At 68.4% G+C, this 24,958-nt stretch carries 27 protein-coding genes; 17 read left to right on the top strand and 10 right to left on the bottom strand.

Going from position 1 to position 24,958, the window contains the following annotated elements; genetic code table 11:
* Together E8A12_RS06800 and E8A12_RS06795 are read right to left on the bottom strand one after the other, a co-directional pair.
* Positions 1-506, bottom strand: a 506-nt coding sequence (locus E8A12_RS06800) for an FAD-dependent oxidoreductase (protein ID WP_293367161.1), incomplete at its 3' end; no start/stop codon positions are given.
* A gap of 18 nt (positions 507-524) precedes the next feature.
* On the bottom strand, positions 525-1,631 hold the full coding sequence (locus E8A12_RS06795; RefSeq protein WP_293367160.1) for a helix-turn-helix transcriptional regulator: 1,107 nt from the start codon (positions 1,629-1,631) through the stop codon (positions 525-527).
* A 207-nt stretch (positions 1,632-1,838) separates the two neighbouring features.
* Here E8A12_RS06795 and E8A12_RS06790 point away from each other — a divergent pair, with 207 nt between their 5' ends.
* Both E8A12_RS06790 and E8A12_RS06785 read left to right on the top strand, forming a co-directional pair.
* The gene (locus E8A12_RS06790) at positions 1,839-2,993 is read left to right on the top strand and encodes a PEPxxWA-CTERM sorting domain-containing protein (RefSeq protein ID WP_293367159.1); all 1,155 of its coding nucleotides are present in this window, start codon (positions 1,839-1,841) and stop codon (positions 2,991-2,993) included.
* Positions 2,994-3,076: 83 nt separating this feature from the next.
* Positions 3,077-3,520, top strand: a complete 444-nt coding sequence (locus E8A12_RS06785) for a copper-binding protein (protein WP_293367158.1) — start codon at positions 3,077-3,079, stop codon at positions 3,518-3,520.
* On the opposite strand, the gene E8A12_RS06780 is transcribed toward E8A12_RS06785, so the two are convergent.
* The gene (locus tag E8A12_RS06780; RefSeq protein WP_293367157.1) at positions 3,517-4,086 is read right to left on the bottom strand and encodes a TetR/AcrR family transcriptional regulator; all 570 of its coding nucleotides are present in this window, start codon (positions 4,084-4,086) and stop codon (positions 3,517-3,519) included. The genes E8A12_RS06785 and E8A12_RS06780 overlap by 4 nt on opposite strands.
* Positions 4,087-4,234: 148 nt before the next feature.
* Between E8A12_RS06780 and E8A12_RS06775 the strand changes: the two genes are divergently transcribed.
* From E8A12_RS06775 to E8A12_RS06765, 3 genes are all read left to right on the top strand, one after another.
* On the top strand, positions 4,235-5,203 hold the full coding sequence (locus tag E8A12_RS06775; RefSeq protein ID WP_293367156.1) for an SDR family NAD(P)-dependent oxidoreductase: 969 nt from the start codon (positions 4,235-4,237) through the stop codon (positions 5,201-5,203).
* 51 nt (positions 5,204-5,254) lie between these two features.
* Entirely contained in the window at positions 5,255-5,482 is a 228-nt protein-coding gene (locus tag E8A12_RS06770; protein WP_293367155.1) for a hypothetical protein, read from the top strand.
* A 67-nt stretch (positions 5,483-5,549) separates the two neighbouring features.
* Positions 5,550-6,458 carry an SMP-30/gluconolactonase/LRE family protein gene (locus E8A12_RS06765; RefSeq protein WP_293367154.1) on the top strand — a complete coding sequence of 303 codons (909 nt, stop codon included), beginning with the start codon at positions 5,550-5,552 and terminating at the stop codon, positions 6,456-6,458.
* Between the two features lie 12 nt (positions 6,459-6,470).
* On the opposite strand, the gene E8A12_RS06760 is transcribed toward E8A12_RS06765, so the two are convergent.
* Entirely contained in the window at positions 6,471-7,460 is a 990-nt protein-coding gene (locus E8A12_RS06760; RefSeq protein WP_293367153.1) for a retropepsin-like aspartic protease, read from the bottom strand.
* Positions 7,461-7,658: 198 nt separating this feature from the next.
* Here E8A12_RS06760 and E8A12_RS06755 point away from each other — a divergent pair, with 198 nt between their 5' ends.
* Positions 7,659-8,744 (top strand): hypothetical protein, encoded by a 1,086-nt coding sequence (locus E8A12_RS06755; protein WP_293367152.1) that lies wholly within the window; start codon positions 7,659-7,661, stop codon positions 8,742-8,744.
* Between the two features lie 115 nt (positions 8,745-8,859).
* Complete coding sequence (locus tag E8A12_RS06750; RefSeq protein WP_293367151.1) at positions 8,860-9,354, top strand: limonene-1,2-epoxide hydrolase family protein; 495 nt, start codon at positions 8,860-8,862, stop codon at positions 9,352-9,354.
* 40 nt (positions 9,355-9,394) lie between these two features.
* Here E8A12_RS06750 and E8A12_RS06745 read toward each other — a convergent pair whose 3' ends face one another.
* From E8A12_RS06745 to E8A12_RS06735, 3 genes are all read right to left on the bottom strand, one after another.
* A complete protein-coding gene (locus E8A12_RS06745; RefSeq protein WP_293367150.1) occupies positions 9,395-10,090 on the bottom strand; it encodes a response regulator transcription factor in 696 nt (231 codons plus the stop codon).
* A 28-nt stretch (positions 10,091-10,118) separates the two neighbouring features.
* A complete protein-coding gene (locus tag E8A12_RS06740; RefSeq protein WP_293367149.1) occupies positions 10,119-11,600 on the bottom strand; it encodes an ATP-binding protein in 1,482 nt (493 codons plus the stop codon).
* Between the two features lie 117 nt (positions 11,601-11,717).
* Positions 11,718-12,347: a glutathione S-transferase family protein gene (locus E8A12_RS06735; RefSeq protein WP_293367148.1), complete on the bottom strand. Its 630-nt coding sequence runs from the start codon at positions 12,345-12,347 to the stop codon at positions 11,718-11,720.
* Positions 12,348-12,488: 141 nt separating this feature from the next.
* On the opposite strand from E8A12_RS06735, the gene E8A12_RS06730 reads away from it, so the two are divergent.
* Positions 12,489-13,865: an MFS transporter gene (locus E8A12_RS06730; protein WP_293367147.1), complete on the top strand. Its 1,377-nt coding sequence runs from the start codon at positions 12,489-12,491 to the stop codon at positions 13,863-13,865.
* On the opposite strand, the gene E8A12_RS06725 is transcribed toward E8A12_RS06730, so the two are convergent.
* Both E8A12_RS06725 and E8A12_RS06720 read right to left on the bottom strand, forming a co-directional pair.
* The gene (locus tag E8A12_RS06725) at positions 13,862-14,575 is read right to left on the bottom strand and encodes a hypothetical protein (protein WP_293367146.1); all 714 of its coding nucleotides are present in this window, start codon (positions 14,573-14,575) and stop codon (positions 13,862-13,864) included. The genes E8A12_RS06730 and E8A12_RS06725 overlap by 4 nt on opposite strands.
* A 10-nt stretch (positions 14,576-14,585) precedes the next feature.
* Entirely contained in the window at positions 14,586-15,197 is a 612-nt protein-coding gene (locus E8A12_RS06720) for an OmpA family protein (RefSeq protein WP_293367145.1), read from the bottom strand.
* A gap of 498 nt (positions 15,198-15,695) precedes the next feature.
* Between E8A12_RS06720 and E8A12_RS06715 the strand changes: the two genes are divergently transcribed.
* Both E8A12_RS06715 and purB read left to right on the top strand, forming a co-directional pair.
* On the top strand, positions 15,696-17,216 hold the full coding sequence (locus tag E8A12_RS06715; protein WP_293367144.1) for an MFS transporter: 1,521 nt from the start codon (positions 15,696-15,698) through the stop codon (positions 17,214-17,216).
* A 103-nt stretch (positions 17,217-17,319) separates the two neighbouring features.
* A complete protein-coding gene (gene purB / locus E8A12_RS06710) occupies positions 17,320-18,648 on the top strand; it encodes an adenylosuccinate lyase (RefSeq protein ID WP_293367143.1) in 1,329 nt (442 codons plus the stop codon).
* A 6-nt stretch (positions 18,649-18,654) separates the two neighbouring features.
* On the opposite strand, the gene E8A12_RS06705 is transcribed toward purB, so the two are convergent.
* Positions 18,655-18,978: a DUF1476 domain-containing protein gene (locus E8A12_RS06705; RefSeq protein ID WP_293367142.1), complete on the bottom strand. Its 324-nt coding sequence runs from the start codon at positions 18,976-18,978 to the stop codon at positions 18,655-18,657.
* A gap of 230 nt (positions 18,979-19,208) precedes the next feature.
* On the opposite strand from E8A12_RS06705, the gene purC reads away from it, so the two are divergent.
* The 7 genes from purC to E8A12_RS06670 all read left to right on the top strand — a co-directional run.
* Positions 19,209-19,967: a phosphoribosylaminoimidazolesuccinocarboxamide synthase gene (gene purC, locus E8A12_RS06700; protein WP_293367163.1), complete on the top strand. Its 759-nt coding sequence runs from the start codon at positions 19,209-19,211 to the stop codon at positions 19,965-19,967.
* Positions 19,967-20,206 carry a phosphoribosylformylglycinamidine synthase subunit PurS gene (gene purS, locus E8A12_RS06695; RefSeq protein WP_293367141.1) on the top strand — a complete coding sequence of 80 codons (240 nt, stop codon included), beginning with the start codon at positions 19,967-19,969 and terminating at the stop codon, positions 20,204-20,206. Before purC ends, purS begins: the two co-directional genes overlap by 1 nt.
* Positions 20,203-20,586: a hypothetical protein gene (locus E8A12_RS06690; protein WP_293367140.1), complete on the top strand. Its 384-nt coding sequence runs from the start codon at positions 20,203-20,205 to the stop codon at positions 20,584-20,586. The genes purS and E8A12_RS06690 overlap by 4 nt, the downstream gene beginning before the upstream one ends.
* Positions 20,583-21,050: a DUF3291 domain-containing protein gene (locus E8A12_RS06685; protein WP_293367139.1), complete on the top strand. Its 468-nt coding sequence runs from the start codon at positions 20,583-20,585 to the stop codon at positions 21,048-21,050. Before E8A12_RS06690 ends, E8A12_RS06685 begins: the two co-directional genes overlap by 4 nt.
* Positions 21,047-21,709 (top strand): phosphoribosylformylglycinamidine synthase subunit PurQ, encoded by a 663-nt coding sequence (purQ, locus tag E8A12_RS06680; protein WP_293367138.1) that lies wholly within the window; start codon positions 21,047-21,049, stop codon positions 21,707-21,709. The genes E8A12_RS06685 and purQ overlap by 4 nt, the downstream gene beginning before the upstream one ends.
* Positions 21,710-21,752: 43 nt before the next feature.
* Positions 21,753-23,684 carry a CocE/NonD family hydrolase gene (locus E8A12_RS06675; RefSeq protein WP_293367137.1) on the top strand — a complete coding sequence of 644 codons (1,932 nt, stop codon included), beginning with the start codon at positions 21,753-21,755 and terminating at the stop codon, positions 23,682-23,684.
* A 177-nt stretch (positions 23,685-23,861) separates the two neighbouring features.
* Positions 23,862-24,958 (top strand): efflux RND transporter periplasmic adaptor subunit (locus E8A12_RS06670; RefSeq protein ID WP_293367162.1); only part of this gene is annotated, 1,097 nt, incomplete at its 3' end.

Here is a 24,958-nt window from a genome sequence, read left to right as displayed (position 1 = left end):
GCCAGCTGCACTTCGATGCACCGCTCCGGACGCAGGAAACCCGCGCGGGCCTCCAGCAGGCCCACCGTGTCGTCCGGAACCTGGAACTGCGGATAGGCCGCGCGGATCGCCGCGGCGTCCATCTCGATCAGCTCGGCCTCGGCCATTTCGCCCGCCGCCCGCGTCGCCGCCAGGAAGTCGGCCGCCCCGTGCCGCAGCGCGCCGAGGCCGCCGCTCGACAGGTAGAGGACGCCGCATTTTTCCCGCAGCGGCCCGAGCCCTGTCGCCTCCAGCTCCGCGACGATCTCGTGGCTGCGCTTCACCAGGGGAATGTAGGCCACCCCCTCGCCCACCGCCTCGCGGGTGATCCGGCTTTCGCCGTGCGACGAGCCGAATCCATGCCCCGCCGCCGCCTGCCGCTCGATCGCCACGAACGGGACGCCGCGCTGTTCGAGCTGATAGGCGACCGCGGCCCCAACGGCGCCCAGCCCCAGCACCAGCACCTCCGTGTCGACGGCTCCGGCCATTCGCCTCGCGCCTCGCCGTCAAAAGACGCTGATCGGCGGGACCAGGCTCAGCACCTCGGCCAGCAGATCGGCCTGGCGGCGCGTGCCGGTCTTCTCGAACAGGTGCTGCAGGTGCGCCTTGGCGGTCCGCTGCGTCACGCCCAGGTCGCCGGCGATCTGGGCCAGGGTCCTGCGCTTGAAGAGCGCGACCAGGACCCGGATCTCCGCCGCCGTCAGCCCGAACGCCTCGACCAACAGCGGCCCCGGAAGCGGCAGCTCCGCCTCGCGCGCAGTGATCAGCACGATGCCGTGGCCACCGCTCTCCGCCGACGGCGGGATCACCGAAAGCATCCGGCGGTCGTCCGGCGGCCCCACCACCGCCATGGCCGGCAAGATGCGGCCTTCGGAAAACGCCTCGCCCAGGACACGCCGCGCCGCCGCATCGACCGCCACCAGGCTCGCGCCATGGTCCTGGAACACCGAGCCCTGGGCCAGGAGCTGCTCGCCCGAGGCGTTGGCGAAGGCGATGCGGCCGGCGGCGTCCACCATGAAGGCCGGGGCGCGAATCCGGCCGACCAGAGCCGACAGCCCGGCGCGCTCGGCGGTGCCGACGTCGAACACCCGGCCCAGCGCCGTCGCCCGCTCGAAGTGCGGCGTCAGCAGCCGCACCAGCGCCAGGTCGGGGTCGCTGTAGGGGCCGTCCCGCTCCATCCGCGCCACGTTGAGCATGGCCAGGCTGGCGGTCGTTCGGATCAGCACGCTGCCCAGCCAGTCGCCCCAGCCCTGCGGCGCCACCCACTCGCGGTAGAAGCGGCTGCGCCGGAAATCCTCCATGTCCACCACCCGGTACATGGCGTTCACCGTCCCGGGCGGCGTGTAGAGCAGGGTCGCGTCGATCAGCGGATTGATCCGCCCATAGGTCTCGACATAGGACTCCGACGCCGCCGGATCGGTGCCGTGCTCGACCAGCAGCTCCGGCGCGCCAGTGACCAGGTTGTGGACATTGAGGCTCGCCGCGCAGCCGCCGATCAGCGGGCAGAGTGTCTCCAGCACGCCCGCCCAGCGGTCGCGGTCGAGCACGCAGGCGTAGATACGGTCGATCAGCGCCGACATCTCTGCCTGGTCGATGAGCAGGTCTTCTGACACGGCGGCTCGGGGACGCGACGGGCGACAGATCGTTATGAGACTCTTATAGGCGCCGTTTCCGCCGGCCCGCCATCGGCGAATCCCCCGCTTAGAATCGCTCGTCAGTTGAATGCGACGGCCCTTGTCCGTTCGGACAATGTGGGGCCCTGGCCGCCTCGCTAAGCTTCCGGATAGACGGCGTTCGGCCGCCAGTCCGGAGTTCCCGAAATGCGCCGCAGTTTGTTGCTTGCCCTCGCCGCCTCCGCCACCGTCCTCGCGGGTCAGGCCGCCGCCAGCCAGTACGTCTACACCTCGATCCCGGAGCCCGGTTACCCGGTGACCGGCGTGGCCGGTCTCAATGACAGCGGCCAGGTCATCGTGGACTACGGCAATCCCAGCGGGCAGGGATCCTTCATCTACCAGGGCGGCGTGCAGACCCAGATCACCCCGCCGCTGATCCCCAACGGCGGCAACCACGTGAACGCCTCGGCGGCGGCGATCAACAGCTCAGGCACGGTGGTCGGCACCGACATCCAGACCACCAACGGCGTGGGCAACATCTTCGATTTCGAAGGCTTTGTGGACCACGCGGGCGTCTACAGCTTCGTCAGCGTCCCCGGTGCGGTGGACACCCAGCTCACCGGCATCAACAACGCCGGCGTCGTCCTGGGCAAGTACGAGACCGCCAGCAGCAATGGCGTCTTCACCTACTTCACCGAAACCGGCGGAAATTTCACCACCATCGGCAGCCCCGGCCTCTCGCAGGTCACCGCCGTCGGCATCGACAGCGCCGGCGACGTCGTGGGCAACGCCACCTACCAGAATGCCCGGGTGGGCTTCATCGATTCCGGCGGCGTCTACAGCCTGCTCTCCGCGCCCGGCTCGCAGGGGTCCACATCGATCCAGGCGGTGAGCGAGTCCGGCCTGATCGCCGGCAACTTCTTCGCCAACGGCAGGGACATCGGCTTCATCGATGACGGCGGGACCTTCACCGACGTGCAGCCTCAGAACGCCACGATCACCGAGATCACCGGGATCAACGATTCCGGCACGGTGGTCGGCACCGCCAACCACCAAAGCTTCGTGGACGCCGACGGGACCTACACCATGCTGAGCCTTCCTGGCCCGGGCTTCGATCCGAACAACAACCAGGGGGTCAATTCGATCAACGACGCGGGACTGATCGGCGGCAGCTACTACAGCGGCAACGGCTTCAACTACCAATACACCGCCTTCATCGCCTCGCCCGCCAGCGAGACTCCACCGGTGCCGGAGCCCGCGACCTGGTCCCTGCTGATCGGCGGCTTCGCCCTCACCGGCGCGGCTCTGCGGCGGCGTCGCCAGGCGTCAGCGACGGCGACAGCGACAGCGACCGCGGCCTGAGGCACAGCGCGCCGGCCGCGAGATTTCAAGAACCGTGACCGGATCGCGATGATCCCGGCGCAATTTGGGTTTAGGGTGCACGCATGTTGAAGCGTCTCGCCCCGATCCTCGTCCTCCTGATGACGGCCAGCGTGGCCCACGCCCAGATGGGCGGAGGCGGCATGGGCGGCGGAGGCGGTGGCATGGGCGGCGGAGGCGGCGGCGGACACCGCGGCGGCGGCGGCGGCGGAAAAGGCGGTGGCGGCGGCGCCAAGTCCGCCGCGCCGAACACCCCGCCACCGAAGGCCGCCACGCCGGTCAACCAGCTGACCTTCGTGGGCGTGGTGAAGGCCATCGACACCCAGACAGGGCGAATCACCATCGCCTATGACCCCGTCGAAGCCATCAACTGGCCGGCCGGATCTCAGCCGTTCCCGGTGGGCAAGACCGCCATGCTCGGCGTCGCAGCCGTGGGCCAGAAAGTCCGCTTCAACCTCGACAGCGGCGCAATCTCCGCCATCCAGCCTTTCGAGCCGCCGCCGTCTTAGCGCCGCAGCCCATCCATCAGGATGTCGATCAGGCGCAGGGTCCGCGCCGCCCAGCCCGGGCTGGAAACCCCTGAGGAAAAGCCCGTCATCGCCTGCATCAGGTCCTCGGCCTCGACATCGGCGCGGATCTCACCGGACGCGACCGCCCGCTCGACCAGCAACGTCACCGCAGCGCGGATCAGGGCGCCTGAGGACTCGTAGAGCTCCGAGGCGCCGCTGGCCATCGTGCCGAGCGCGGGGCCGATCACCTTCTTGGTGACCATGTAGCTGACGAGCAGCTTCAGCCATTCGTGGAGGGCGTCCACGGATGGGCGGCTGTCGAGCAGGCGCTGCGCGGCGTCCGCCAACTGCTCCACCTCGCGGCGGTAGACCGCCTCGACGATGGCGTCGCGGGAGGGAAAGTGCCGGTAGAGCGTGCCGATCCCGACCTCGGCGCGGCGGGCGATCTCCTCCAGGCTGACGTCAGGGCCAACGTTGGCGAACGCGGCCTTGGCCTCGTCGATCAGCCGCTCGCGGTTGCGCTGGGCGTCGGCCCGCGGCTTGCGCGCGGAGCCAACCCCGCTCATTGCGGCGGCGCCCTTGTTAAACGGAGGCATCCTCCGTATATATGCGGAGCCATCCTCCGCTTATAGGCGTTTCCGCGGTCCGGACAACCGCTTGGGGCCGCCCGGCGGCCGATCTGCCATCTGAAAACAGCCCCGACAGGACCTTCCCATGACCGGACCCTTTGACGCCACCTCCACCACCGACGACGTGCTTGCCGGCGTCGACCTCAGCGGCAAGCGCATCCTGGTCACCGGCGTGTCCGCGGGCCTCGGCGTCGAAACCGCCCGCACGCTCGCCGCTCACGGCGCCCAGGTGATCGGCGCCGCGCGCGACCTGAAGAAGGCGCATGACGCCACCGAGCCGGTGCGCGCCCAGGCCGCGCCCGGCGGGGGCCTCGAGCTCGTCGAGCTCGACCTCGCCAACCTCGCCAGCGTCCGCGCCTGCGCCGACGCCCTGGTCGCCGACGGCCGGCCCTTTGACCTGGTGATCGCCAACGCCGGGGTCATGGCGACGCCGTTCGGCAAGACCGCCGACGGATTCGAGACCCAGTTCGGGACCAACCACCTGGGCCATTTCGTGCTGGTCAACCGCATCGCCGGCCTGATGAAGCCGGGCTCGCGCCTGGTGAACCTGTCCTCTGCCGGCCACCGCTTCTCCGACGTCGACCTGGACGACCCGAACTTCGACCACACCCCCTATGCCGAGTTTACCGCCTACGGCCGCTCGAAGACCGCCAACATCCTGTTCGCCGTCGAGTTCGACCGCCGCCACAAGGCTGAGGGGGTGCGCGCCACCGCCGTCCATCCCGGCGGCATCCAGACCGAGCTCGGCCGCCACATGAGCCCCGAGACCCTCCAGGCGATGCTCGACAACTTCGCCAAAGCCCAGGCTTCGGGTTCGCCGGCCTTCGAGTGGAAGACTATCCCGCAGGGCGCGGCGACCTCCGTCTGGGCCGGCGCCGTCGCCCCGGCCGAGGACGTCGGCGGCCTCTACTGCGAGGACTGCCACGTGGCCGAGGTCGTCGAAGGCGGCCCGGACCTCGCCGTCCGCGGGGGCGTACGCAGCTACGCCCTGGACCCCGAGCGCGCCAAGGCGCTGTGGGCCAAGAGCGAAGTAATGGTCGGGGAACGGTTCTAGCGGGCGGCGGCGGTCTCGGCGCGGGACCGAGGCCGCGGCTTAGGGCGCGACGTGCGCGCCGGCGAGCTCGGTGCGGGCATACCCGACAGCCTCAAGACCCTCGCCCTGGCGCCTTGGGAGCGCCTCGAGGCCAGCCGCAGCGCGTCGGGATCCGGACGGGGCGTGCCGACCGCCGCCTCCATCGCCGACCGTCATGGCGCCCAGCTCGAGCTTGCCGACGCAGGCCCCGGCCTCGATGCGCGTCTTCTGTTCCCCGGCGCGGCGGACAGCCACGGCTGACGACTGACGGCTGACGGCTGACGGCTGCGCGATCATCGGGTTGACGCCGGGGCGTCGCGCAGCGCGAATGGACGAAGCAGCCATCGGCGGAGGCCTCGTGGTGAAATCGGCCAAGGTCCTGGCAGGCGGCATCCACTTCGGCGAAGGGCCGCGGTGGCGCAATGGCCGACTGTGGTTCAGCGACTTCTTCGGCCACGCGGTGAAGTCGGTCTCGCCTGACGGCGACGTTCGCACCGAACTCGAACTCGATGATCAGCCCTCCGGCCTGGGCTGGACGCCGGATGGCGATCTGCTGGTGGTCTCGATGACCCGCCGCCTCCTGCTTCGCCGCAGCCCCGGCGGTCGCATCCGCACGCACGCCGACCTTTCCGGCATCGCCACCTGGCACTGCAATGACATGGTGGTCGACGCCCTGGGCCGGGCCTATGTCGGCAACTTCGGCCTCGATCTCGACGAAGCGATCGCGGCCCGGGGGTTCGAGGGGGTCGTCGCCGACCACGCGGTCGCGCGCCTGGCCCTGGTCGACGCTGACGGAAGCGTCCGTCCCGTCGCTGACGACATGCATTTCCCGAACGGGACGGTGATCACCCCCGATGGCCGGACCCTGATCATCGGCGAGACCCTCGCCGGCCGCCTGACCGCCTTCGATATCGAGCCCGATGGGAGTCTCACGAACAGGCGCGAATGGGCCTCGGTCTGGCCGCGGGTCCCCGACGGGATCTGCCTCGACGCCGAGGGCGCCGTCTGGATAGCCAACCCCGTCGCGCCGGAATGCGTTCGCATCGCCGAGGGCGGGGCCGTGCTGGAGGTCATCGAGACCGCAATGCCCTGCTACGCCTGCATGCTGGGCGGAGACGACGGGCGCACGCTCTTCATGCTGACCTCCCGGCCCGCCCGGCCGGAGGAAGCGGGCGGCAAGCCGCGGGGCCAGATCGAGACCGCGACGGTCGACGTTCCGCACGCCGGCCGGCCCTGACGGCCGCCCGTCCTAGCGCGGCGGCGTATCTCCGCTCGCCGTCTGGTTCGCCGGGGCGGAGGTGCGGAACACCGGTCCGCCGCTATAGCTGAAGTAGAGCTTCCCCTGGCTGTTGGCGACATAGACGTGGTGGGCCATGAAAAAGTCCGCGCCGATCAGGACGTCGAAGTCGTTGGCCACGGACTCGCCGATCGCCAGCTTGCCGTTCTTGATCTCCTCGTCGCCGATCTTGATGCTTGAGAACGTGCCGACCCAGGTCTTGATGTCGCCGTCCAGTCCGTGGCTCACGCCGATCGGCGTGACCCCCGGATCGCTGGTCTTGACCCCGGCCTTGGCGGCGGCGTGGACGGTGATGAAGGAGGTGCTGGCCCCGGTGTCGAAGTAGGCGCGCATTGTCTGGCCGTTGATCGTGATCAGGGCGACGTTGTGTGCGTTCCTTCGCGCCTCGCCATCGAGCGGGACCACCGAATAGGTCTCGCCGGGCTTCAGCCAGTAGGCCATCGCCGTCGTCTCGCAGTCCAGCGGCCGTACCAAGCGCAAGAGACCGTCCTTGAAATCGTATTCGTCGTCGGTGGTCTTCAGCAGGTTCTGCCCGACCAGGCCGGCGGCGTCGCCGATGTCGCGGATCGTCAGGAACTTCACGTCCGGGAAGACCGATCCGCCGAACTCAAAGCTCGGCGCGATGACGATGCCGGTCGTCGTGTCATGTCCGCGCGCGCCGGAGGTGACGGTCGAGGCGGAGCCCGGCACCAGGGAACCGATCGGCTTGGCCGTGAGCGACGAAAGCTTCTCCTGCGCCGCGTAGCTGGCAGTGAGGGAGCTGCCGAACGCCCCGGAATCGAGCAGCAGCTTCACGGGCTTGCCGGCGATCTTGGCCGCCACCAGCGGGCGAAGCCCCGCCATCGTCACCGCCACGTCCGCCGTCACCAGCCGGCAGGCGGCCTGGGCCTGAAGCGGCAGGACAAGCGCGACGGCGAACGCCGCGAGGGAGAGAGGTTTCATGAGATGTCCGGAATGGCGCGCGGCGCACAGGCGCGAATATGTATGTCCCGCGGCCAAACTAGCGTTTTGCGCCGGCAATACCGAGCCCCCGGGACGACATGTCTCAGTGTGACCCTTTTCGAAAGCCGTTCGAGGGGTCAGTCTCTCCTCCAAGATCAGCCGCGCAAAACAAGCGGCATCCATAGGGACGGCCTCATCATGAAGATCACCGCCATCGCTGCGCTCGCCTTCGCCGTCGCAGCTCCGTTTGCGGCCTCGGCCCAGACGGCCCCCGGAACAACCGCTTCGTACAAGCCGCCCCGCACGGCGTCCGGCCAGCCGGACATCGGCGGCTACTGGTCCAACGCGACGCTGACGCCGATGCAGCGGGACAGCAAACTCGGCGACCGGCTGGCCTACACGCCGGCCGAGGCGAAGGCGCTGGAAGTCGACGAGGCCCACCAGGTCGATGTGGGCAACAAACGCACAGACCCGAATGCGCCGGTGAACGCCCCCAACGGGCTGGAGCTCAAACCCTCGTTCCTGGCGGCGGGCGGCGATGTCGGCGGCTACAACCGCGGCTGGCTCGACCCTGGCCATACGGTGATGCGGGTGGGCGGCCAGCCGCGCACCTCGCTGCTGACCACCAAGGACGGCCACGTCCCGCCGCGCAAGACCGTCGCGGCCAGCACAGACGGCTACTACTCAGGCGGCGGCGAAGGCAGCCGCGATCCCCTGGGCTCCTACGACAATCCGGAGAACCGGCCGCTCAGCGAGCGATGCATCATGTTCGGCGGCAACGTCGGGCCGCCGATGCTGCCCAACGGCTTCTACAACAACGACTACAACATCGTGCAGACCAAGGACGCCGTGGCGATCCAGGTGGAAATGGTCCACGACACCCGCATCGTGCGACTGAACTCCAAGCACCGCGCCGACGACGTGCGGCCGTGGTTCGGGGATTCCATCGGCTGGTGGGACGGCGACACCCTGGTCGTCGAGACCAACCACATCCCGCAGAAACAGGCTTTCCAGGGCGCCTGGAAAGACCTGACGATCACCGAGCGCTTCACCCGCACGGCCAAGGACCGGCTGCGCTATTCGTTCACGGTGAGCGCGCCGACCTCCTGGGAGCAGCCCTGGGGCGGCGAGTACGAGTTCGCCCCCTTGCAGGGCATTGTCTACGAATACGCCTGCAACGAGGGCAACTACGCCCTGCCCGGCATCCTCGCCGGCGCCCGCGCCGCTGAACACGAGCACGCCGGCGCGGCCGCCAAGAGCGCGGGCCCGGGCGCCGGGAGCTAGGCTTCCCCTCGCCGCAGGACCCTGCCGCAACCCAGTCGCGGTGCTCGAGACTCAGCGCACGGTGCGGTGGGCCGAGCGCCCTGACAGCTCGTCATCGAAACGGAAGGAACCTGCCATGGCGGATGCAAAAGCCGATGCGACCCGACGGGGCGTTCTCGCGTCGGCCACCGTCGGCGCGCTGATCATGGCCGCGACGGCCCGACGCGCCGAGGCGGCCGAATGGACCGCCGCGGAGAAGGCCAACGTCAAGCTGGTGGGCGATTTCCTGGACTCGGTCAAACCGAAGGACATGACCAATCTGGCGGCCTACCTCTCGCCGGCCTGCGTCTATCGCATGACCGAGGCGACCCCGCCGGACAAGGGCTATGACGCCATCGCCCAGCGGCTGCGCCCGCTGGTGGACTCGGCCGACAAGATCGAGATCCAGACCCTGGCGACCTATGCCGCGGGGCCGATCGTCATCAACCACCGCATCGACAGGTTCACCTCCTCGACCCATCCGCTGCTGTTCGAAGGCGTGGGCGTCTTCTTCCTGCAGGGCGGCAAGATCAAGGAATGGACCGACTACACAATCCGCGCCGCCCTCGCCAACCAGTGGCCCTCGGCGTGAGCGGAACTCGTCGAGCTCCGCGCCGGACGGGATCCCGCCCCTACTCCTCGCACCTCAGCCGATAGCCGATCCCGGGCTCGGTCATCAGAAGTTCGGGGCTGGATGGGTCGGCTTCCAGCTTCTGGCGCAGCTGGGCCATCAGCACGCGGACGAACTGGGCGTCGGCGTTGGTGTCGGTGCCCCAGACGGCGGTGATGATCTGGCGGTGGGTGACCACCTGCCCGGCGTGGCTCGCAAGGATGCGGAGCAGCTGGTACTCGCGCGGCGTCAGCCGCACCTCGTCGCCCTGGATCATCACCCGGCGGGCGGGGAAGTTGATCTCCAGCTCGCCGAACTGGAACTTGGGCTGGGCTGAGAAGCGCCGCTCGCGCCCGCGCATCACCGCGCGGATCCGCGCCAGGAGCTCGCCCACGCCCACCGGCTTGTTGACGAAGTCGTCGGCGCCCAGGTCCAGGGCGGCGATCTTCTCGGCCTCCAGGTCCCGCGCGGACAGCACGATGATCGGGGCGTCCGACCATTCGCGGATTCGCTGGATCACTTCCTTGCCGTCCATGTCCGGCAGGCCGAGGTCGAGGATCACCACCTCCGATGGCTCGCTGGCCAGCTGCGCCAGCGCATGCTCGCCGTCCTCAGCAGCGGTGACCGCGAAGCCCGCCGCCGCCATGGCCGGCGTGAGCGCGCGCACGATCTGCGGCTCGTCGTCGACGATCAGCAGCCGGCCCAAACTCCCAGTCATCGCGTCTCCACTTCGCAACCCCATCCGATCAAACCCGAACCGCCGGCAGCATCAGCGACATCACCATGCCGCTCGGCGCGTCAGTGCGCAGCGCCGCACTCACCTGGCCGCCCATGCCCTGCATCACCCCGCGCACGATAGATAGTCCCAAACCGGTGCCCGGCAGACGCTTGGCCGCCGCGCCGCGGTAGAACTTATCGAACAGCTTGCCGAGTTCGCCCTCCGGCACGCCGGGCCCCTCATCGGTCACCTGCACCACCACCTGGCCGTCGCGCGGGAAGCTGGTGAGCGCTATGATCCCGCCGTCGGGGCTGTAGCGCACCGCGTTCTCCAGCACATTGGCGAGCGCCACCTCGAACAGCACCGGGTCGCCCATGGCCACATCGGCCCCCTCGCCCAGGCGGCAGGAGAACTTGCGCTGGCCGCGCAGCCGCTCGAAGCGCTTGCGCGTGCGGTCAACCACCTCGGCCAGGTCGAAGACCGTGCTGGCCGGCTCCAGCGCCCCGCCCTCCAGCCGGGTCATGTTGAGCAGGTTGGTGACGAAGGCGTTCAGCCGCTCCGACTCTTCCTGGATGGTCGCGGTCAGGTCGTGGCGGGTCTTGGCGTCGAACTGGTCGCCGAACTCCTGCAGCGAGGAGGCCGAGGCCAGCACCGCGGCCAGCGGCGTGCGCAAGTCGTGGCTGATCGACGACAGGAGCGCGTTCCTCAGGTCCTCGGTGCGCGCGCGCGCCTCGGCGTCGGCCTTGGCCACGGTCAGGCCGGCGCGCGCCATGGCCGCGGCGCCCGCGTCGGCCAGGATCTGCAGAAGGCTCTCCTCGTCGGCGTCCGGCGCGGGCTCGGCGCGCCAGCCGGCCACCGCCCCGCTGGCCAGGGCGCGCACCCGCCAGCCCGCCGCCTCGATGGTCTTCGGCTCCCCGAGGACCTCCGCCGCCAAGGCCCGCGCCGCCGACAGCACCATGGGCTCCGGCGCGGGGCCGCCTGCCGCGCAGAGCACCTCGTGGTCCAGCACGAAGGCCTGACCCCGCGCCGCCGCGGCCAGGTGGTCGGCCAGCCGCGTGCGGATCAGGCCCGCGTCGTCCGAGGCGGAGAATTCCCGCGTGCCCTCGAACAGCACCGCGGTGGTCAGCGCCCGGACCTGGGCCCGCTTGGCCTCCTCGCGCACCCGGCCGGTCAGATTGCCCATCAGCAGGGCGACCGTCGGGAAGGTCAGCAGCACCAGGAAGTCTTCTGGCGTATAGGCCCCCAAGCTGACGTGCGACCTCGCCAGATAGAAATTGTAGATCAGGAAGGAGGCCGCCGCGGCCAGGTACCCCGGCCCCGAGCCCACCAGGTAGGAGGTCACCAGCACGCCCACCAGATAGGCCCCCGCCACCCGGTTCGAGCCCGTCATCTTCTCCAGCGCCACCGCGCCGAGGGTCGACACGCCCACCAGGACGACCGCCACGGCGTAACGTCCCGGCCCGCCGAGCGAGCCGATCCACGAGGGTGAGATGTCGACGCGGCGGGTCAAGAGGCGTCAGGGCTCGCTTCAGTCGGGTGGTCGACAGCACGCACTGTGCCCGCTCCCATCCCGGCGGCCAAGCATACCGGCCTTATGACGGAGTGACCCGCATCATCTTGCGCCGGCCTAGGCTCCCGCCAGCCAGGCCTTGAACTCCGGGCGCTCCAGCAGACGCTCGGCATAGCGCGCCGCCGCGCCGGACTTGTCGCCGAAGTCCGAGAGCTTCACGCCGTAGGTGTGGAACCGGCTGGCCACCGGCGTGTAGAAGGCGTCGACGATCCCCCACTCCTCGCCGCCCAGGTAGGGCCCGCCGAATTTGGTCAGGAGCCCCGACCAAAGGGTCACGATCCGGCGCACGTCCTTCTGCGTCGCCTTGGAGAGCGTCACCGCCTTCGGCCAGGCCGCCAGGTCCATCGGGCACTCCCCGCGCAGGGAGGAGAACCCTGAGTGCATCTCCGCGGCCGCCGAGCGCACATAGGCGCGCATCCTGGCGTCCTTCGGCCACAGCTCCATGTCCGGGAACCGCTCGGCGAGGTATTCGCAGATCGCCAGCGAATCCGAGATCTGCACGTCGCCGTCCTTCAGCGCCGGCACCAGGCCGGTCTGCGAATGGGGCAGGATCGCCGCCTCCGAGCCGCCGTTCTCCTGGCGCAGCTGGATGATCCGTTCCTGGAACGGCGCGCCGGTCTTCTTCAGCACAAGCCACGGCCGCATCGACCATGTCGACCATGCCTTGGTGCCGATCACGAGTTCCATTCAGCCTCCTTACGCCTGCGCTAAGGCGATAGCGCGGCGACGCCGCTTCCCTCAACGCCCTAAATGCACGAGGTTTGCCTAAGCAGCCGTTAGAGCTCGCCCAAGAAAAAACTCCAAGAATTCTACACCCGGGAAACGCACATGGCCGACATCACCACGCCCACCGGCGAAGCGCTGGTGGACGAAGCCACGGCTCACACGGTCCCGCCGGTCTCCAATGCCTACCGCCGCTACGCGCTCTGGCTCCTCCTGCTGATATATGTGGTCAACTTCATCGACCGCCAGGTGATCAATATCCTGGCCGAGCCGATCAAGAACGATCTGCATCTGGCCGACTGGCAGCTGGGCCTGCTGTCCGGCTTCGCCTTCGGCATCGTCTACACCCTGCTGGGCTTTCCGCTGGCGAGGGCCGCCGACCGCCATCACCGGGGCTACATCATCGCCGCGTGCCTTGCCGCCTGGAGCGCCTTCACCGGCGCCTGCGGCTTCGCGCAGAACTTCGCGCAGCTGGTCAGCTTCCGCGCAGGCGTCGGCATCGGCGAGGCGGGCTGCACGCCCACCTCCCACGCGCTGATCGCCGACTACAGCCCGAAGGAAAAGCGCGCCTCGGCCCTGGCCTTCTACGCCATGGGCACGCCGATCGGCTCGCTGCTCGGCCTCGCCATCGGCGGCGCGATGAGCGACTATTTCGGCTGGCGTCAGGCCTTCATGGTGGCCGCGGTCCCCGGCCTGATCCTGGCCATCGTCGCGGCCTTCACCCTGAAGGAGCCCCGCGCCAAACTCAGCGCCGCCATGCGCGCCGCCGGCCAGGGCGCCACCGGCGCCCTGGCCACCTTCTCTGAGACGATCCGCTTCCTCTCCGCCAAGCGGGCCTTCTGGTTCATGGCCTGGGGCGCGGGCATCCGCTCGTTCCTGGGCTACGGACACGCGACCTTCGCGCCCAGCTTCTTCTACCGCTGCCACGGCCCCGCGGTGATCGCGCTGGCCCATCAGTTCCACATGCGGCCCCAGACCTTCATCGGCGTCGCCCTGGGCGTGATCGGCGGCGTGGCCGGCACGCTCGGTTCCTGGACGGGCGGCCAGATCGCCGACAGGTGGGGCGCGCGCGACCTTCGGGTCTACGGATCCGTGCCTGCGCTGGCCGTGGTGATCTCGGTCCCCGCCGCCATCACCCTCTACCTGACCCCGTCGGTGCCGCTGGCGCTCAGCCTGATCGCGGTGACCAACTTCGTGGGCACCCTCTGGTACGGCCCGATCTACGCCAGCGCCCAGGGCATGGTGCCCCAGCGGATGCGGGCCATGAGCGCCTCGATCATGCTCTTCGTGATCAATTTCCTGGGCCTGGTGCTGGGCGCGCTCTGTATCGGCGCGCTTTCCGACATCCTCAACAAGGGCTTCCACCTGGGCCCCGCCGAGGGCGTCCGCTGGGCGCTGATCCTGTCGGTCGTCGGCGGGGGCGTCTCGGCGCTGCTCTTCTGGCTGGCCCGCAAGAACGTCCGCGAGGAGATGATCAGCTAGGGCCGCGCCCCGCCGGCCCGCGAGAACAGCAGGTCCTGCCACCGCCATTCGCCGCCGCCCATGGCCAGCCGCGACGCGCCGGGCCCATCGTTGAGGCTGAGCACGATCAGCCCGTGCACCGGCTCGGTGCGGCAGGCGACGGGGGCAAAGGCCACGCGCCACTGGATCGCCTCGCGCACCGCCGCCAGGCCCTCGCCCTCCTGCCCGGGGTGGCGCACCCAGGCGCCGTCCCAGACACGGATCGCCTTGCCGGCGTCGCCCGCCTCCACCACTGCGGCCTGCACCCCATGATCTTCGCGCAGCGCCTTCTGCAGCCAGCGGGCCATGTCGCAGCCCTGCCCGCCGCCGGCGCCCGCGCCAACAGTCGCCGCGCCGGCCAGTTGCGCGTCGCTCATCTCGACGGACGGGACGAACGTCGGCCCCGGCCTGGCTGCGATCGGCGCCACAGTCACCGGCAGCTTCGACGCGCGCCCCAGCTTCGGCGGCGGCGGGTTCTCAGGCTTCGGCTCGGGCGCGCTCTCCGGCGCCGCCGGCGCGGGCGGCGTCGGCGTGACCAGCGCCACGCTCATCACCGGGGGCTCCGCCGGCCGCGGGCCCGCCGTCCAGGTCGCGAGCAGGGCGACGCCCGCGGCCACATGGATGGCCAGGCTCAGCGCAGCCGCACCCCACCTGCGCCGGGAAGCATGGGGCCGGCGCGTGCGCCGGCTCACAGCCCCGCCGCTACGCGAGCACGATCAGCACGACGCGCCGGTTCTGCGCACGGCCATCGCGCTTGTTGTTCGGCGCCACCGGGTCATCCGCCCCGTAGGAGATCGTGCCGATCCGGTTCAGCGCCACGCCATGCTCGTTCAGATAGCGCCGCACGGCCTCGGCCCGCTCTTCGCCCAGCCGGTAGTTGACCTCCTTCGGCCCCGTCGCATCGGTGTGGCCCTGCACCTCGATGTAGACGTTGCGGTTGTCGGACTTCAGCTTGTCCACGAAGGCGTCCAGCCGCGCCTGCGCCTCAGGCGATAAGGCCGCCTTCGAGACACCGAACTTCATGCTGTCGTCCTGCAGCACCTGCGAATAGAGGAACTTGCCCTCCGCCAGCTTGCCGGCCGCGGTCGCCCGCTCCAGGGCGTCCTTGGTCGACTGGTCCAGGTTGGCCAGCTTCGTGTCATGGTCGGCCACCTTGGCAGTGACGTCGCTCACTTGGCCGGAGACGCTGTCGACCCGAGTGGAGACCTGCCCCACCTGCTCGTTGACGAACTTCTTGGTGGCGCAGCCGCCCAGGGCCGCGACCCCCAGCACCGCTACCCCTGCGATCAGAACTCTCGGCATTCGTTGGCTCATCGAAATCTCCCTCGTTCAAAAGCAGCCCAAGCTGCCGCAAACCCACCGACCGCCATCTATTGCAGGGGTGAAAAACGGCGCCGTCCCGACCCGAACAGGGCCATTCCGCGGCGCAGCTTGACCGTAGAAATCCGATCCTCCCCCTTAGGGGGAGCTGTCAGCAAAGCTGACTGAGGGGGCTTCCTCAGTTGTCGACCGCGGCTTCAGCAGCTTCATGGAAGATGACGATGGTCTCGCTTCACGGCGGGTCGACAAGTTCGATTTGAGACGGCTTGGCTGCGCCGAATTCGCCATAGAGCGCCTTCGATTCGAAGAAGCGCCGGCGATTTGGCGTCCCGACAGTTTCGCGCCGCGGCAGCGCAGCTACCTCGATTGTCACCGGGGTGAAATGTTCATCGCCTAGCCCCTATCCACCCTCTCCCTGCCCCGCTAACCTCCTCCCAAACCGCTGCCCGCCCCGCGGGCGGCGAGCAATAATTCGGGGAACGCTTCAGCATCATGACCGCCACGTCCGTGGGCGCCACGCCTGCCGCTCCGCCCGCCGCCCGGCCCGTCTACAGCGCCAACTACAAGCGCCTGGTGCTGTTCCTGCTGGTGACGGCCTACACGCTGAACTTCATCGACCGCACGATCATCGCGACGCTCGGCCAGCCCATCAAGGATGCGCTGCACATTTCCGACGCGCAGATCGGCCTCCTGGGCGGGCTTTATTTCGCGCTGCTCTACACCTTCCTCGGTATCCCGATCGCCCGGCTCGCCGAGCGCTACAGCCGGGTGAACATCATCTCGGTGGCGATCCTGATCTGGTCGGGGTTCACCGCGCTCTGCGGCGCAGCGACGAGCTTTGCGACCCTTGGCGCCTTCCGCTTCGGGGTGGGCGTGGGCGAGGCGGGGCTGTCGCCGCCGGCCCAGTCGCTGATCAGCGACTACTATCCGCCGAAGGAGCGGGCCTCGGCGCTATCGATCTACAGCTTCGGCATCCCCATGGGGACGATGATCGGAGCGGTGGCCGGCGGCTATATCGCCAAGACCTTCGGCTGGCACATGGCGTTCATGGTGGTCGGCCTCCCGGGGGTCGCCGTGGCGATCGCGCTGAAGCTCCTGGTGAAGGAGCCGCCGCGCGGACATTCGGAGACGCCGGTGACGCATCTGGTGGCGGAGGACGCGCTGCCCGACGCGCCCGCCAAGCGCGGCGAGCTCGCCGAGATGTGGGCGGTCTTCAAGATCCTTTTCCTGAAGTGGCCGGTGTTCAACATGGTGATGGGCATCACGCTCGTCTCCTTCGCCGGCTATGGCGGGGGCCAGTTCGCCCAGCCCTATTTCGTGCGCACCTTCCATCTGGACTATGCCGCGGTGGGCCTGATCGTCGGCCTGGCGGCGGGCTTTTCCCAGGGGATCGGCACCCTGGTGGGCGGCCCGATCACCGACGCGCTGTCGAGGCGGCTGAGTTCGCGGTGGTACGCGTTGGTGCCCGCGATCGGGGTGGCGCTGGCCTATCCGGCGATCGTGGGCATCTACACCGCGCCCACCTGGCAGACGGCGGCGGCCTTCATGCTGATCCCGGGCGCGCTCTCCTACGTCTATCTGGCGCCGACCTTCGGGGTGATCCAGAACATGGCGCCGACCCATCAGCGGGCGACGGCGGCGGCGCTCTTGCTGTTCTTCCTGAACCTGCTGGCGCTGGGCGGCGGCCCCCCGTTCACCGGCTGGGTGATCGATCACTTCGCGGCGTTCCACTTCGCGCACCCGGCCGCGACCTCGCTGGGCGACGCGATCAGTGGGTTCTTCGGCATCCACCCCGCCGATTTCCAGACGGCGTGCCCCGGCGGCAAGGCGGCCAAGGGCGCGGCCGACGCGGCCAAGGCGGCCTGCAGCGGCGCGCTGGTGCTGGGCACCCGCCAAGGCGTGATCGTGGCCTACGCCTTCAGCCTGTGGGGCGCGTTCCACTATCTCCTGGGCTCCTTCGGCATCGGCAAGGCGCTCGCCAAGGCCCGCGCCGACCGCGGCGAAAGCGACTGACCTACCTCCCCCATCGCGGCCGCGATGGCGGGAGGGGGAGGTCGTTCACTTTTTCATCTCAAAATTTGACTTCCCGCGGGGCCCGCACGCATACCCTTGGGGCATGATCCCCCGCTACGCCCGCAAGGAAGCCGCCGCCATCTGGAGCCCCCAGACGCGCTTCAAGATCATGTTCGAGATCGAGGCCTATGCGGCCGACGCCATGGCCGAGCTGGGCGTCATCCCGAAGGAGGCCGCGCGCGTCATCTGGGAGAAGGGCCGCGACGCGGTCTGGGACGCCGATCGCATCGACGAGATCGAGCGCGAGGTGAAGCACGACGTCATCGCCTTCCTGACCCACGTCACCGAGGTCGTCGGCCCCGAGGCGCGGTTCCTGCACCAGGGGATGACCAGTTCAGACGTCAATGACTCGGCGCTGGCAGTTCAGCTTTGCCGTGCCACTGACTTGTTGCTCGAGGACGTCGACCTGGTGCTGGCCGCGCTGAAACGCCGGGCCTACGAGCACCGCTTTACGCCCACCGTTGGCCGCAGCCACGGCATCCACGCCGAGCCCACCACCTTCGGCCTGAAGCTCGCCGGCCACTACGCCGAGTTCGTGCGCGCCAAGGAGCGGCTGGCCATGGCCAAGTTCGAGATCGCCACCTGCGCGATCTCCGGCGCCGTGGGCACCTTCGCCAACGTGGCGCCCGAGGTGGAAGCCTATGTGGCGGAAAAGCTCGGCCTCGCGGTCGAGCCGGTCTCCACCCAGGTGATTCCCCGCGACCGCCACGCGGCCTATTTCGCCGCCCTGGGCGTGGTCGCCTCCTCCATCGAGCGGCTGGCCACCGAGATTCGCCACCTGCAGCGCACCGAGGTGCTCGAGGCCGAGGAGCCCTTCGATCCGGGCCAGAAGGGCTCGAGCGCCATGCCGCATAAGCGCAACCCGATCCTCACCGAGAACCTGACCGGCCTCGCGCGGCTGATTCGCTCCGCCGTGGTGCCGGCCATGGAGAATGTCACCCTCTGGCACGAGCGCGACATCAGCCACTCCTCGGTCGAGCGCGGAATCGCCCCGGACGCCACGGTGCACCTGGATTTCGCGCTCCGCCGCCTGGCCAGCGTCATGGAGCGGCTGGTGATCTATCCAGAGAACATGGCCAGGAATCTCGACCGCCTGGGCGGCTTGGTGCACTCCCAGCGCGTGCTGCTGGCGCTGACCCAGAAGGGCGTCGCCCGCGAGGTCGCCTATGCCGCGGTGCAGCGCAATTCGATGCGCGTCTGGCGCGGCGAGGGCCGGTTCCTGGACTTCCTGCGCGCCGATCCGGACGTCACGCTGAGCGACGCCGAGCTCTCGGAGCTCTTCGACCTCGGCTATCACTTCAAGAACGTCGACCGGGTGTTCGCCCGCGTCTTCGGAGAGGAGGCCAACGCCGCCAGCCAGGCGGCGCAGTAGCAGCGGCTATTTGCCTTCGCGGACGCTCTCGCGCGCCTGGGCCAGCAGTTCGGCCATCTTCATGCGCACTTCGCCCTCGGAGATCTGCACGCCGGAGCCCTTGAGGTCCTCGAAGACTTTGCGCAGCACGTCGTCCTCGCCGGGTTGTTCCAGGTCGGACTTTACTACGGCCTGGGCGTATTCGGCGATGTGCTTGTCGGTCAGGCCCATCAGGCCAGCGGCCCACTCGCCCAGAGCGCGGTTGCGCCGCGCCGAGGCCTTGAACTCCTGCTCTTGATCGAGCGCGAAACGCTTCTCGAAGCCACGTTCACGGTCGTCAAAGGTGGTCATGGGGTCCCTGGGCAAAGCCACTCTGCGGGCGACCACATATCCCGCCCGGTCGGACGCCGCAATCGAAACGCGGCGACGCGGCGAGGTTTGCGCCCATGGCCCGCATCCGCTAATTTCGCGCCGCCTCATATGAAGCGAGACGCCGAGTCGAATCCGCGCGCGAGGGACTTGGACCCCGCGCGTTTTTCGTTATTTCGACCAGCAAAGCCCTCGCCCACGGAGAAGGCACGATTATGACCCGGCGTAAGAAGATCTACGAGGGCAAGGCGAAGATCCTCTACGAAGGTCCGGAGCCCGGCACCCTGATCCAGTACTTCAAGGACGACACCACCGCCTTCGACGCCACCAAGAAGGCCGTCCTCGAGGGCAAGGGAGTGATCAACAACCGGATCAGCGAGCACATCATGACCAAGCTCGCCTCAATCGGAGTGCAGAACCACTTCATCCGCCGCCTGAACCTTCGCGAGCAACTGATCCGCGAGGTCGAGATCGTCCCGCTGGAGGTGATCTGCCGCAACGTGGCTGCGGGCTCGCTCTCCACGCGCTTGGGGCTGCCGGAGGGCCAGGCCCTGCCGCGGTCGATCATCGAGTTCTGCCTGAAGGACGACAAGCTGCACGACCCGCTGGTCTCAGAGGAGCACATCACCGCCTTCAACTGGGCCACGACCCAGGAGATCGACGACATCATGGCGCTGACCCTGCGCGTGAACGACTTCCTGACCGGCATGTTCGGCGCGGTCGGCATCACGCTCGTGGACTTCAAGGTCGAGTACGGCCGGGTCTGGGAGAACGACTTCTCGCGGATCATCCTGGCCGACGAGATCAGCCCCGACAGCTGCCGGCTATGGGATTCGACCACCAACGAGAAGCTCGACAAGGACCGCTTCCGCCGCGACCTCGGCAACGTCATCGAGAGCTACACCGAAGTCGCCCGGCGGCTCGGGATCATGAAAGAGATGCCCACCGTGATCCAAGGCGGCCTGCACTGATGAAAGCCATCGTCCACGTGTTCCTGAAGCCCGGCGTTCTGGACGTGCAGGGCAAGGCCGTCGAGCAGGCCCTGCACGGCCTGGGGTGGGGCGGCGTCGCCAACGTCCGCGTCGGCCGCACCATCGAGTTCGACCTCGCAGCCAAGGACGCCGCCGGCGCCGAGGCCGAGGTCAAGGCCATGTGCGACAAGCTGCTGGCCAATACGGTGATCGAAAGCTACCGCGTGGAGGTGGCGTGAGGCGGGCGACCGCCCTTCTCCTCCTCCTCATTCCAGTCTCGCTCTGCGCCTGCGCGCCGAAGCCGCAACCCCCCGCCTTTGCGCCGATCACTCTCGACTGCGCCATGCCCTTCGACGTCCAGTCAGCCAAGATCACCGCTCAGCCGCACCTGCTGCCGGCGTCCCACGCGCCGGGCGAGCCTTACTTCTTCTACTCGACGGACGATGGCCGCGCCTCCTACCTGATCACCGAGAAGGGCGCGCCGGGGCACCCGGCGATCATGATGCAGACCGCCGCAGGCGGGCAGGTGAAGACCGTGGGCTGCGCCTATGGCGACAAGAAGGGCTATAACCAGCTGCTCGCCTATCTCGACTCCTTAAAGACCTGGACGCGCCGATGAGCGGCTTCCATCTCGCCCAGTTCAACATCGCCCGCTTGATCGCCCCGATCGAGGCGCCGGAATCGGCCGAGTTCCGCGAGGCGCTCGACCGCATCAACGCGCTTGCCGAGGCCTCGCCCGGATTCATCTGGCGCGCCACAGGGACGGGCTTCGATTCGGAAATTCCCGCCGACGACATCGACCCGATGATCCTCGCCAACCTGTCGGTCTGGGAGAGCGCCGAGGCCCTGGCGGCGTTCGCCTACCGCTCGGCGCATGGCGCCTTCGTCAAGCGCGGCAGCGCCTGGTTCGGGTCCTCCGGCCTGCCACAGGTTGTCATGTGGTGGATCCCCGCCGCGACCCTGCCCACCCGTGACGAGGCCTTCGCGCGCCTGGAGCGCTTGCGCTCGGACGGCCCGGGCGTCCACGCCTTCGATTTCAAGTCCCGCTTTTCCGCCCCTGCCCGCCTGGAGACCCTCGCATGAAAGCCGCCGTCATCGTCTTCCCCGGCTCCAACTGCGACCGCGACTGCAAGGTGGCGATCGAGCGGTCCACGGGCGCCCATGTGGACATGGTCTGGCACGGCGACACCGAGCTGCCGAGCGGGGTCGACCTGATCGTTCTGCCGGGCGGTTTCGCCTATGGCGACTACCTGCGCTGCGGCGCCATGGCGGCGCTGTCGCCAATCATGCGCGAGGTGAAGGCGGCCGCGGAGCGCGGCGTGGCGACCGTCGGCATCTGCAACGGCTTTCAGGTCCTCTGCGAGGCGCGGATGCTGCCCGGCGCGCTGCTCCGCAACGAGCGCCTGAAATACGTCTGCAAGGCCGTCGATCTTGAGGTCACCAACGCCCAAACCCGCTTCACCGCGGGCTATGTTGGCCGCCGCCAGGTGGCCATGACCGTTGGCAATGGCGAGGGCAACTTCTTCGCCGACGAGGCCACGCTGGACCGGCTGGAGGGCGAGGGCCAGGTGGTGTTCCGCTACGTCGACAACCCAAACGGCTCGTCGCGAGGCGTCGCCGGCATTGTCAACGCCAAGGGCAATGTGCTGGGCCTCATGCCCCACCCCGACCGCGCCTTCGAGCCAGAGCTCGGCTCCGCGGACGGCGCCATTCTCTTCCAAAGCGCCCTCGCAAGCGCCTAAGGCCGCCTCTTCCCAACCTCCCGCCATCGGATACGGTCCAGCCATGAACCGCCTCGCCCTGCCCGCGGCGCTCGCCGCCGCCTTCGCCCTGTTCGCCGCGCCGGTCGTCGCCCAGACACCGACGAGCCCGGAGATCAGCCCGGACATCCCGGCGCACTATGAAAAGCCCACGGCCAACAACGACTGGGTCAAGCGCGCGGTGATGATCCCCATGCGCGATGGCGTGAAGCTCTACACCGTCATCGTCATGAAGAAGGGTACGAAGGACGGCCCGATCCTGCTGACGCGCACGCCCTACAACGCCAAGGGCCGGGTTCAACGGTTCGACAGTCCGCACATCACCGACGAACTGGCCCAGATGGACGAGCCCTTCGTCAGCGACGGCTACATCCGGGTCTATCAGGACATCCGCGGGAAATACGGCTCGGAAGGCGACTATGTGGTCACCCGCCCGCTGATCGGGCCGCTGAACCACACCACCGTGGACCACGCCACCGACACCTACGACACCATCGACTGGCTGGTGAAGAACGTGCCGGAGACCAACGGCCGGGTCGGCATGATCGGCTCGTCCTACGACGGCTTCACCACGCTCATGGGCCTGATCAATCCGCATCCGGCGTTGAAAGCGGCCGTGCCTCAGTCGGCCATGGTCGACGGCTGGATGGGCGACGACTTCTTCCACTATGGGGCCTTCCGCACCACCAACCTGGACTACATCGCCGGCCAGATGACCGCCCGCGGCGAAGGCAGCAAGATCCCCAGGCAGAGCCTCGACGACTACAGCAACTACCTTCGCGCCGGAAACGTCGACGCCTACGCCAGGGCCGCCGGCCTCGACCAGGTGCCCTACTACCGCAAGCTCACGGAGCACGCGGCCTACGACGCCTTCTGGAGCGAGCAGGCGCTGGACCAGGAGCTGGCCCGCCAGCCGCTGAAGGTGCCCACCATGTGGGTGGGCGCGCTGTGGGACCAGGAAGACATGTGGGGGACCATCCACGCCTACATGGCCACCGAGCCCAAGGACAAGAACAACGACATGAACTACCTGGTGCTGGGGCCCTGGAGGCATTCCGGCGTCAACTACGAGCAGCGGCAGCTCAATTCGCTGAAGCTGCCCGGCGACACGGCCACGGAATTCCGGACGAAGATCCTCAAACCCTTCCTCGACGAGCACCTGAAGACCAACGGGCCGAAGGCCAACACCCCGCCGGTGTTCATCTTCCGCACCGGCGACATGGAATGGGACCGCCTGCCCAAGTGGCCGCTGGCCTGCGAAACGGGCTGCGGGAACAAGATGAAGCCACTCTACCTGCAGCCAGGCCTGGGCCTTGGCTTCCAGTCACCGACGGCCTCGGGCGCGGCCTATGACGAATATGTCTCCGATCCGGCCAAGCCCGTGCCCTATGTCCGCCGTCCGGTGCGCGCCGATGACGGCGACCAATGGCGCTACTGGCTGACCACAGACCAGCGGCATGTGGACGGCCGCCCGGACGTCTTGACCTACACCAGCGAGGTGCTGACCGCCCCGGTGCGCATCTCCGGCGCGCCGATCGTCAATCTGTTCGCCTCGACCAGCGGCACTGACTCGGACTGGGTGGTGAAGATCATCGATGTCTATCCGGACACGGTGCCAAGCCAGGTCGAGATGGGCGGCTATGAGCTGCCGATCGCCATGGACATCTTCCGCGGCCGTTATCGTGAGAGTTTTTCAACGCCGCACGCCATTCCGGCCAACACGGTCGAGAAGTACCGGTTCGTCATGCCGACGGCCAACCATGTCTTCTTGCCAGGCCACCGGATCATGGTGCAAATCCAGTCAAGCTGGTTTCCGCTTTACGACCGCAATCCGCAGACCTTCACGCCTAACATCTTCTTCGCCAAGCCCGCCGACTACGTGAAAGCCACCCAGCGGATATTCCACGCCGGCGCCCAGGCGACAAACATCGAGCTCCCCGTCGTAGAGATGCATTGATCCGTCTTATGGGATCAGTATGTTGCGCCCGCGCCGCATAGCGACGCGGCAACAATCCGAAATGCTGGCGTCGCGTTTCGGAAAGACGATCGTGCCATACGGCGTCGCCCGAAAGACGGGGTTGCTGCTTTCTCCCACTGACCCGCCACGGGTTGCCTTTTGAATCAGGTCTTGCGGGTGCGTTCCCAGATCAAGCTTCGCCAACTCACCGTGCTTGCGCTCGCCCTGCTGCTTTCGGCGTGCGCCGCGAAGGACACCAAGAAGCCGCCGAGAATCCCCGAGGTCGGCTACGTCGTGCTGAAGGCCCAGGATGTGCCCTTGGAGGTCTTGCTGGGCGGACGCACGAACGCCTACGAAATTTCCGATGTCCGCCCGCAGGTCAACGGCCTGATCAAGGACCGCAAGTTCGTCGAAGGCAGCATCGTCAAACAGGGCCAGACGCTCTACGTGATCGATCCCAGCCTCTATCAGGCCGCCGTCGCCCAGGCGGAGGCCAACCTGCAGAACGCCGAGGCCACACGCGACGCCGCGGTCGCCAAGGCGCAGCGCTACAAGCCGCTTGCCGACATGGAGGCGGTCGCCAAGCAGGACTACACCGACGCCGAGGCCGCCGCGAAACAGGCGATCGCCCAGGTCGCGCAGAACAAGGCCGCCCTGGACACCGCCAAGATCAATCTGAAGTTCACCACCGTGCCGGCGCCGATCACCGGTCGCATCGGCCGCTCCATGGTGACCACCGGAGCGCTGGTCACCTCTGGCCAGACCACCCCAATGGCCAACATCCAGCGGCTTGACCCGATCTTTGTCGACATCACCCAGTCCAGCGCCGACGTCGTGGCCCTGCGCCGCGCGCTTTCCGCCGGCGGCGTCTTCCCGTCGGAGGCCAACGTTCAGCTGACGCTTGAGGACGGCAGCGCCTATCCGCTCCAGGGGCGCATCGAATTTTCGGAGACCATCGTCGACCAGACCACCGGATCGGTGACCATCCGCGCCAGCTTCCCGAACCCGCAGGGCCTGCTGCTGCCGGGCATGTTCGTGCGCGCCAAGCTGAGCCAGGCCACCGCCCGCGACGCCATCCTGGTCCCGCAACAGGCGGTCAGCCGAGATCCGCGCGGAAACGCCACGGTTTATCTGGTCAGCCCCGACAACAAGGCCGTGCTCAAGGCCGTGACCGCAGACCGCACGGTGGGAACCAGCTGGTTGGTCGCCAGCGGCCTCAACGCCGGAGACAAGGTGATCACCGAAGGCCTCGATCGGGTGAAGCCCAACCAGCC

Source organism: Phenylobacterium sp., assembly GCF_004799395.1.
Classification (GTDB): Bacteria; Pseudomonadota; Alphaproteobacteria; order Caulobacterales; family Caulobacteraceae; genus Phenylobacterium.
The sequence above is the reverse complement of the archived record's forward strand: the minus strand, read 5'-3'. Positions and strand labels throughout refer to the sequence as shown.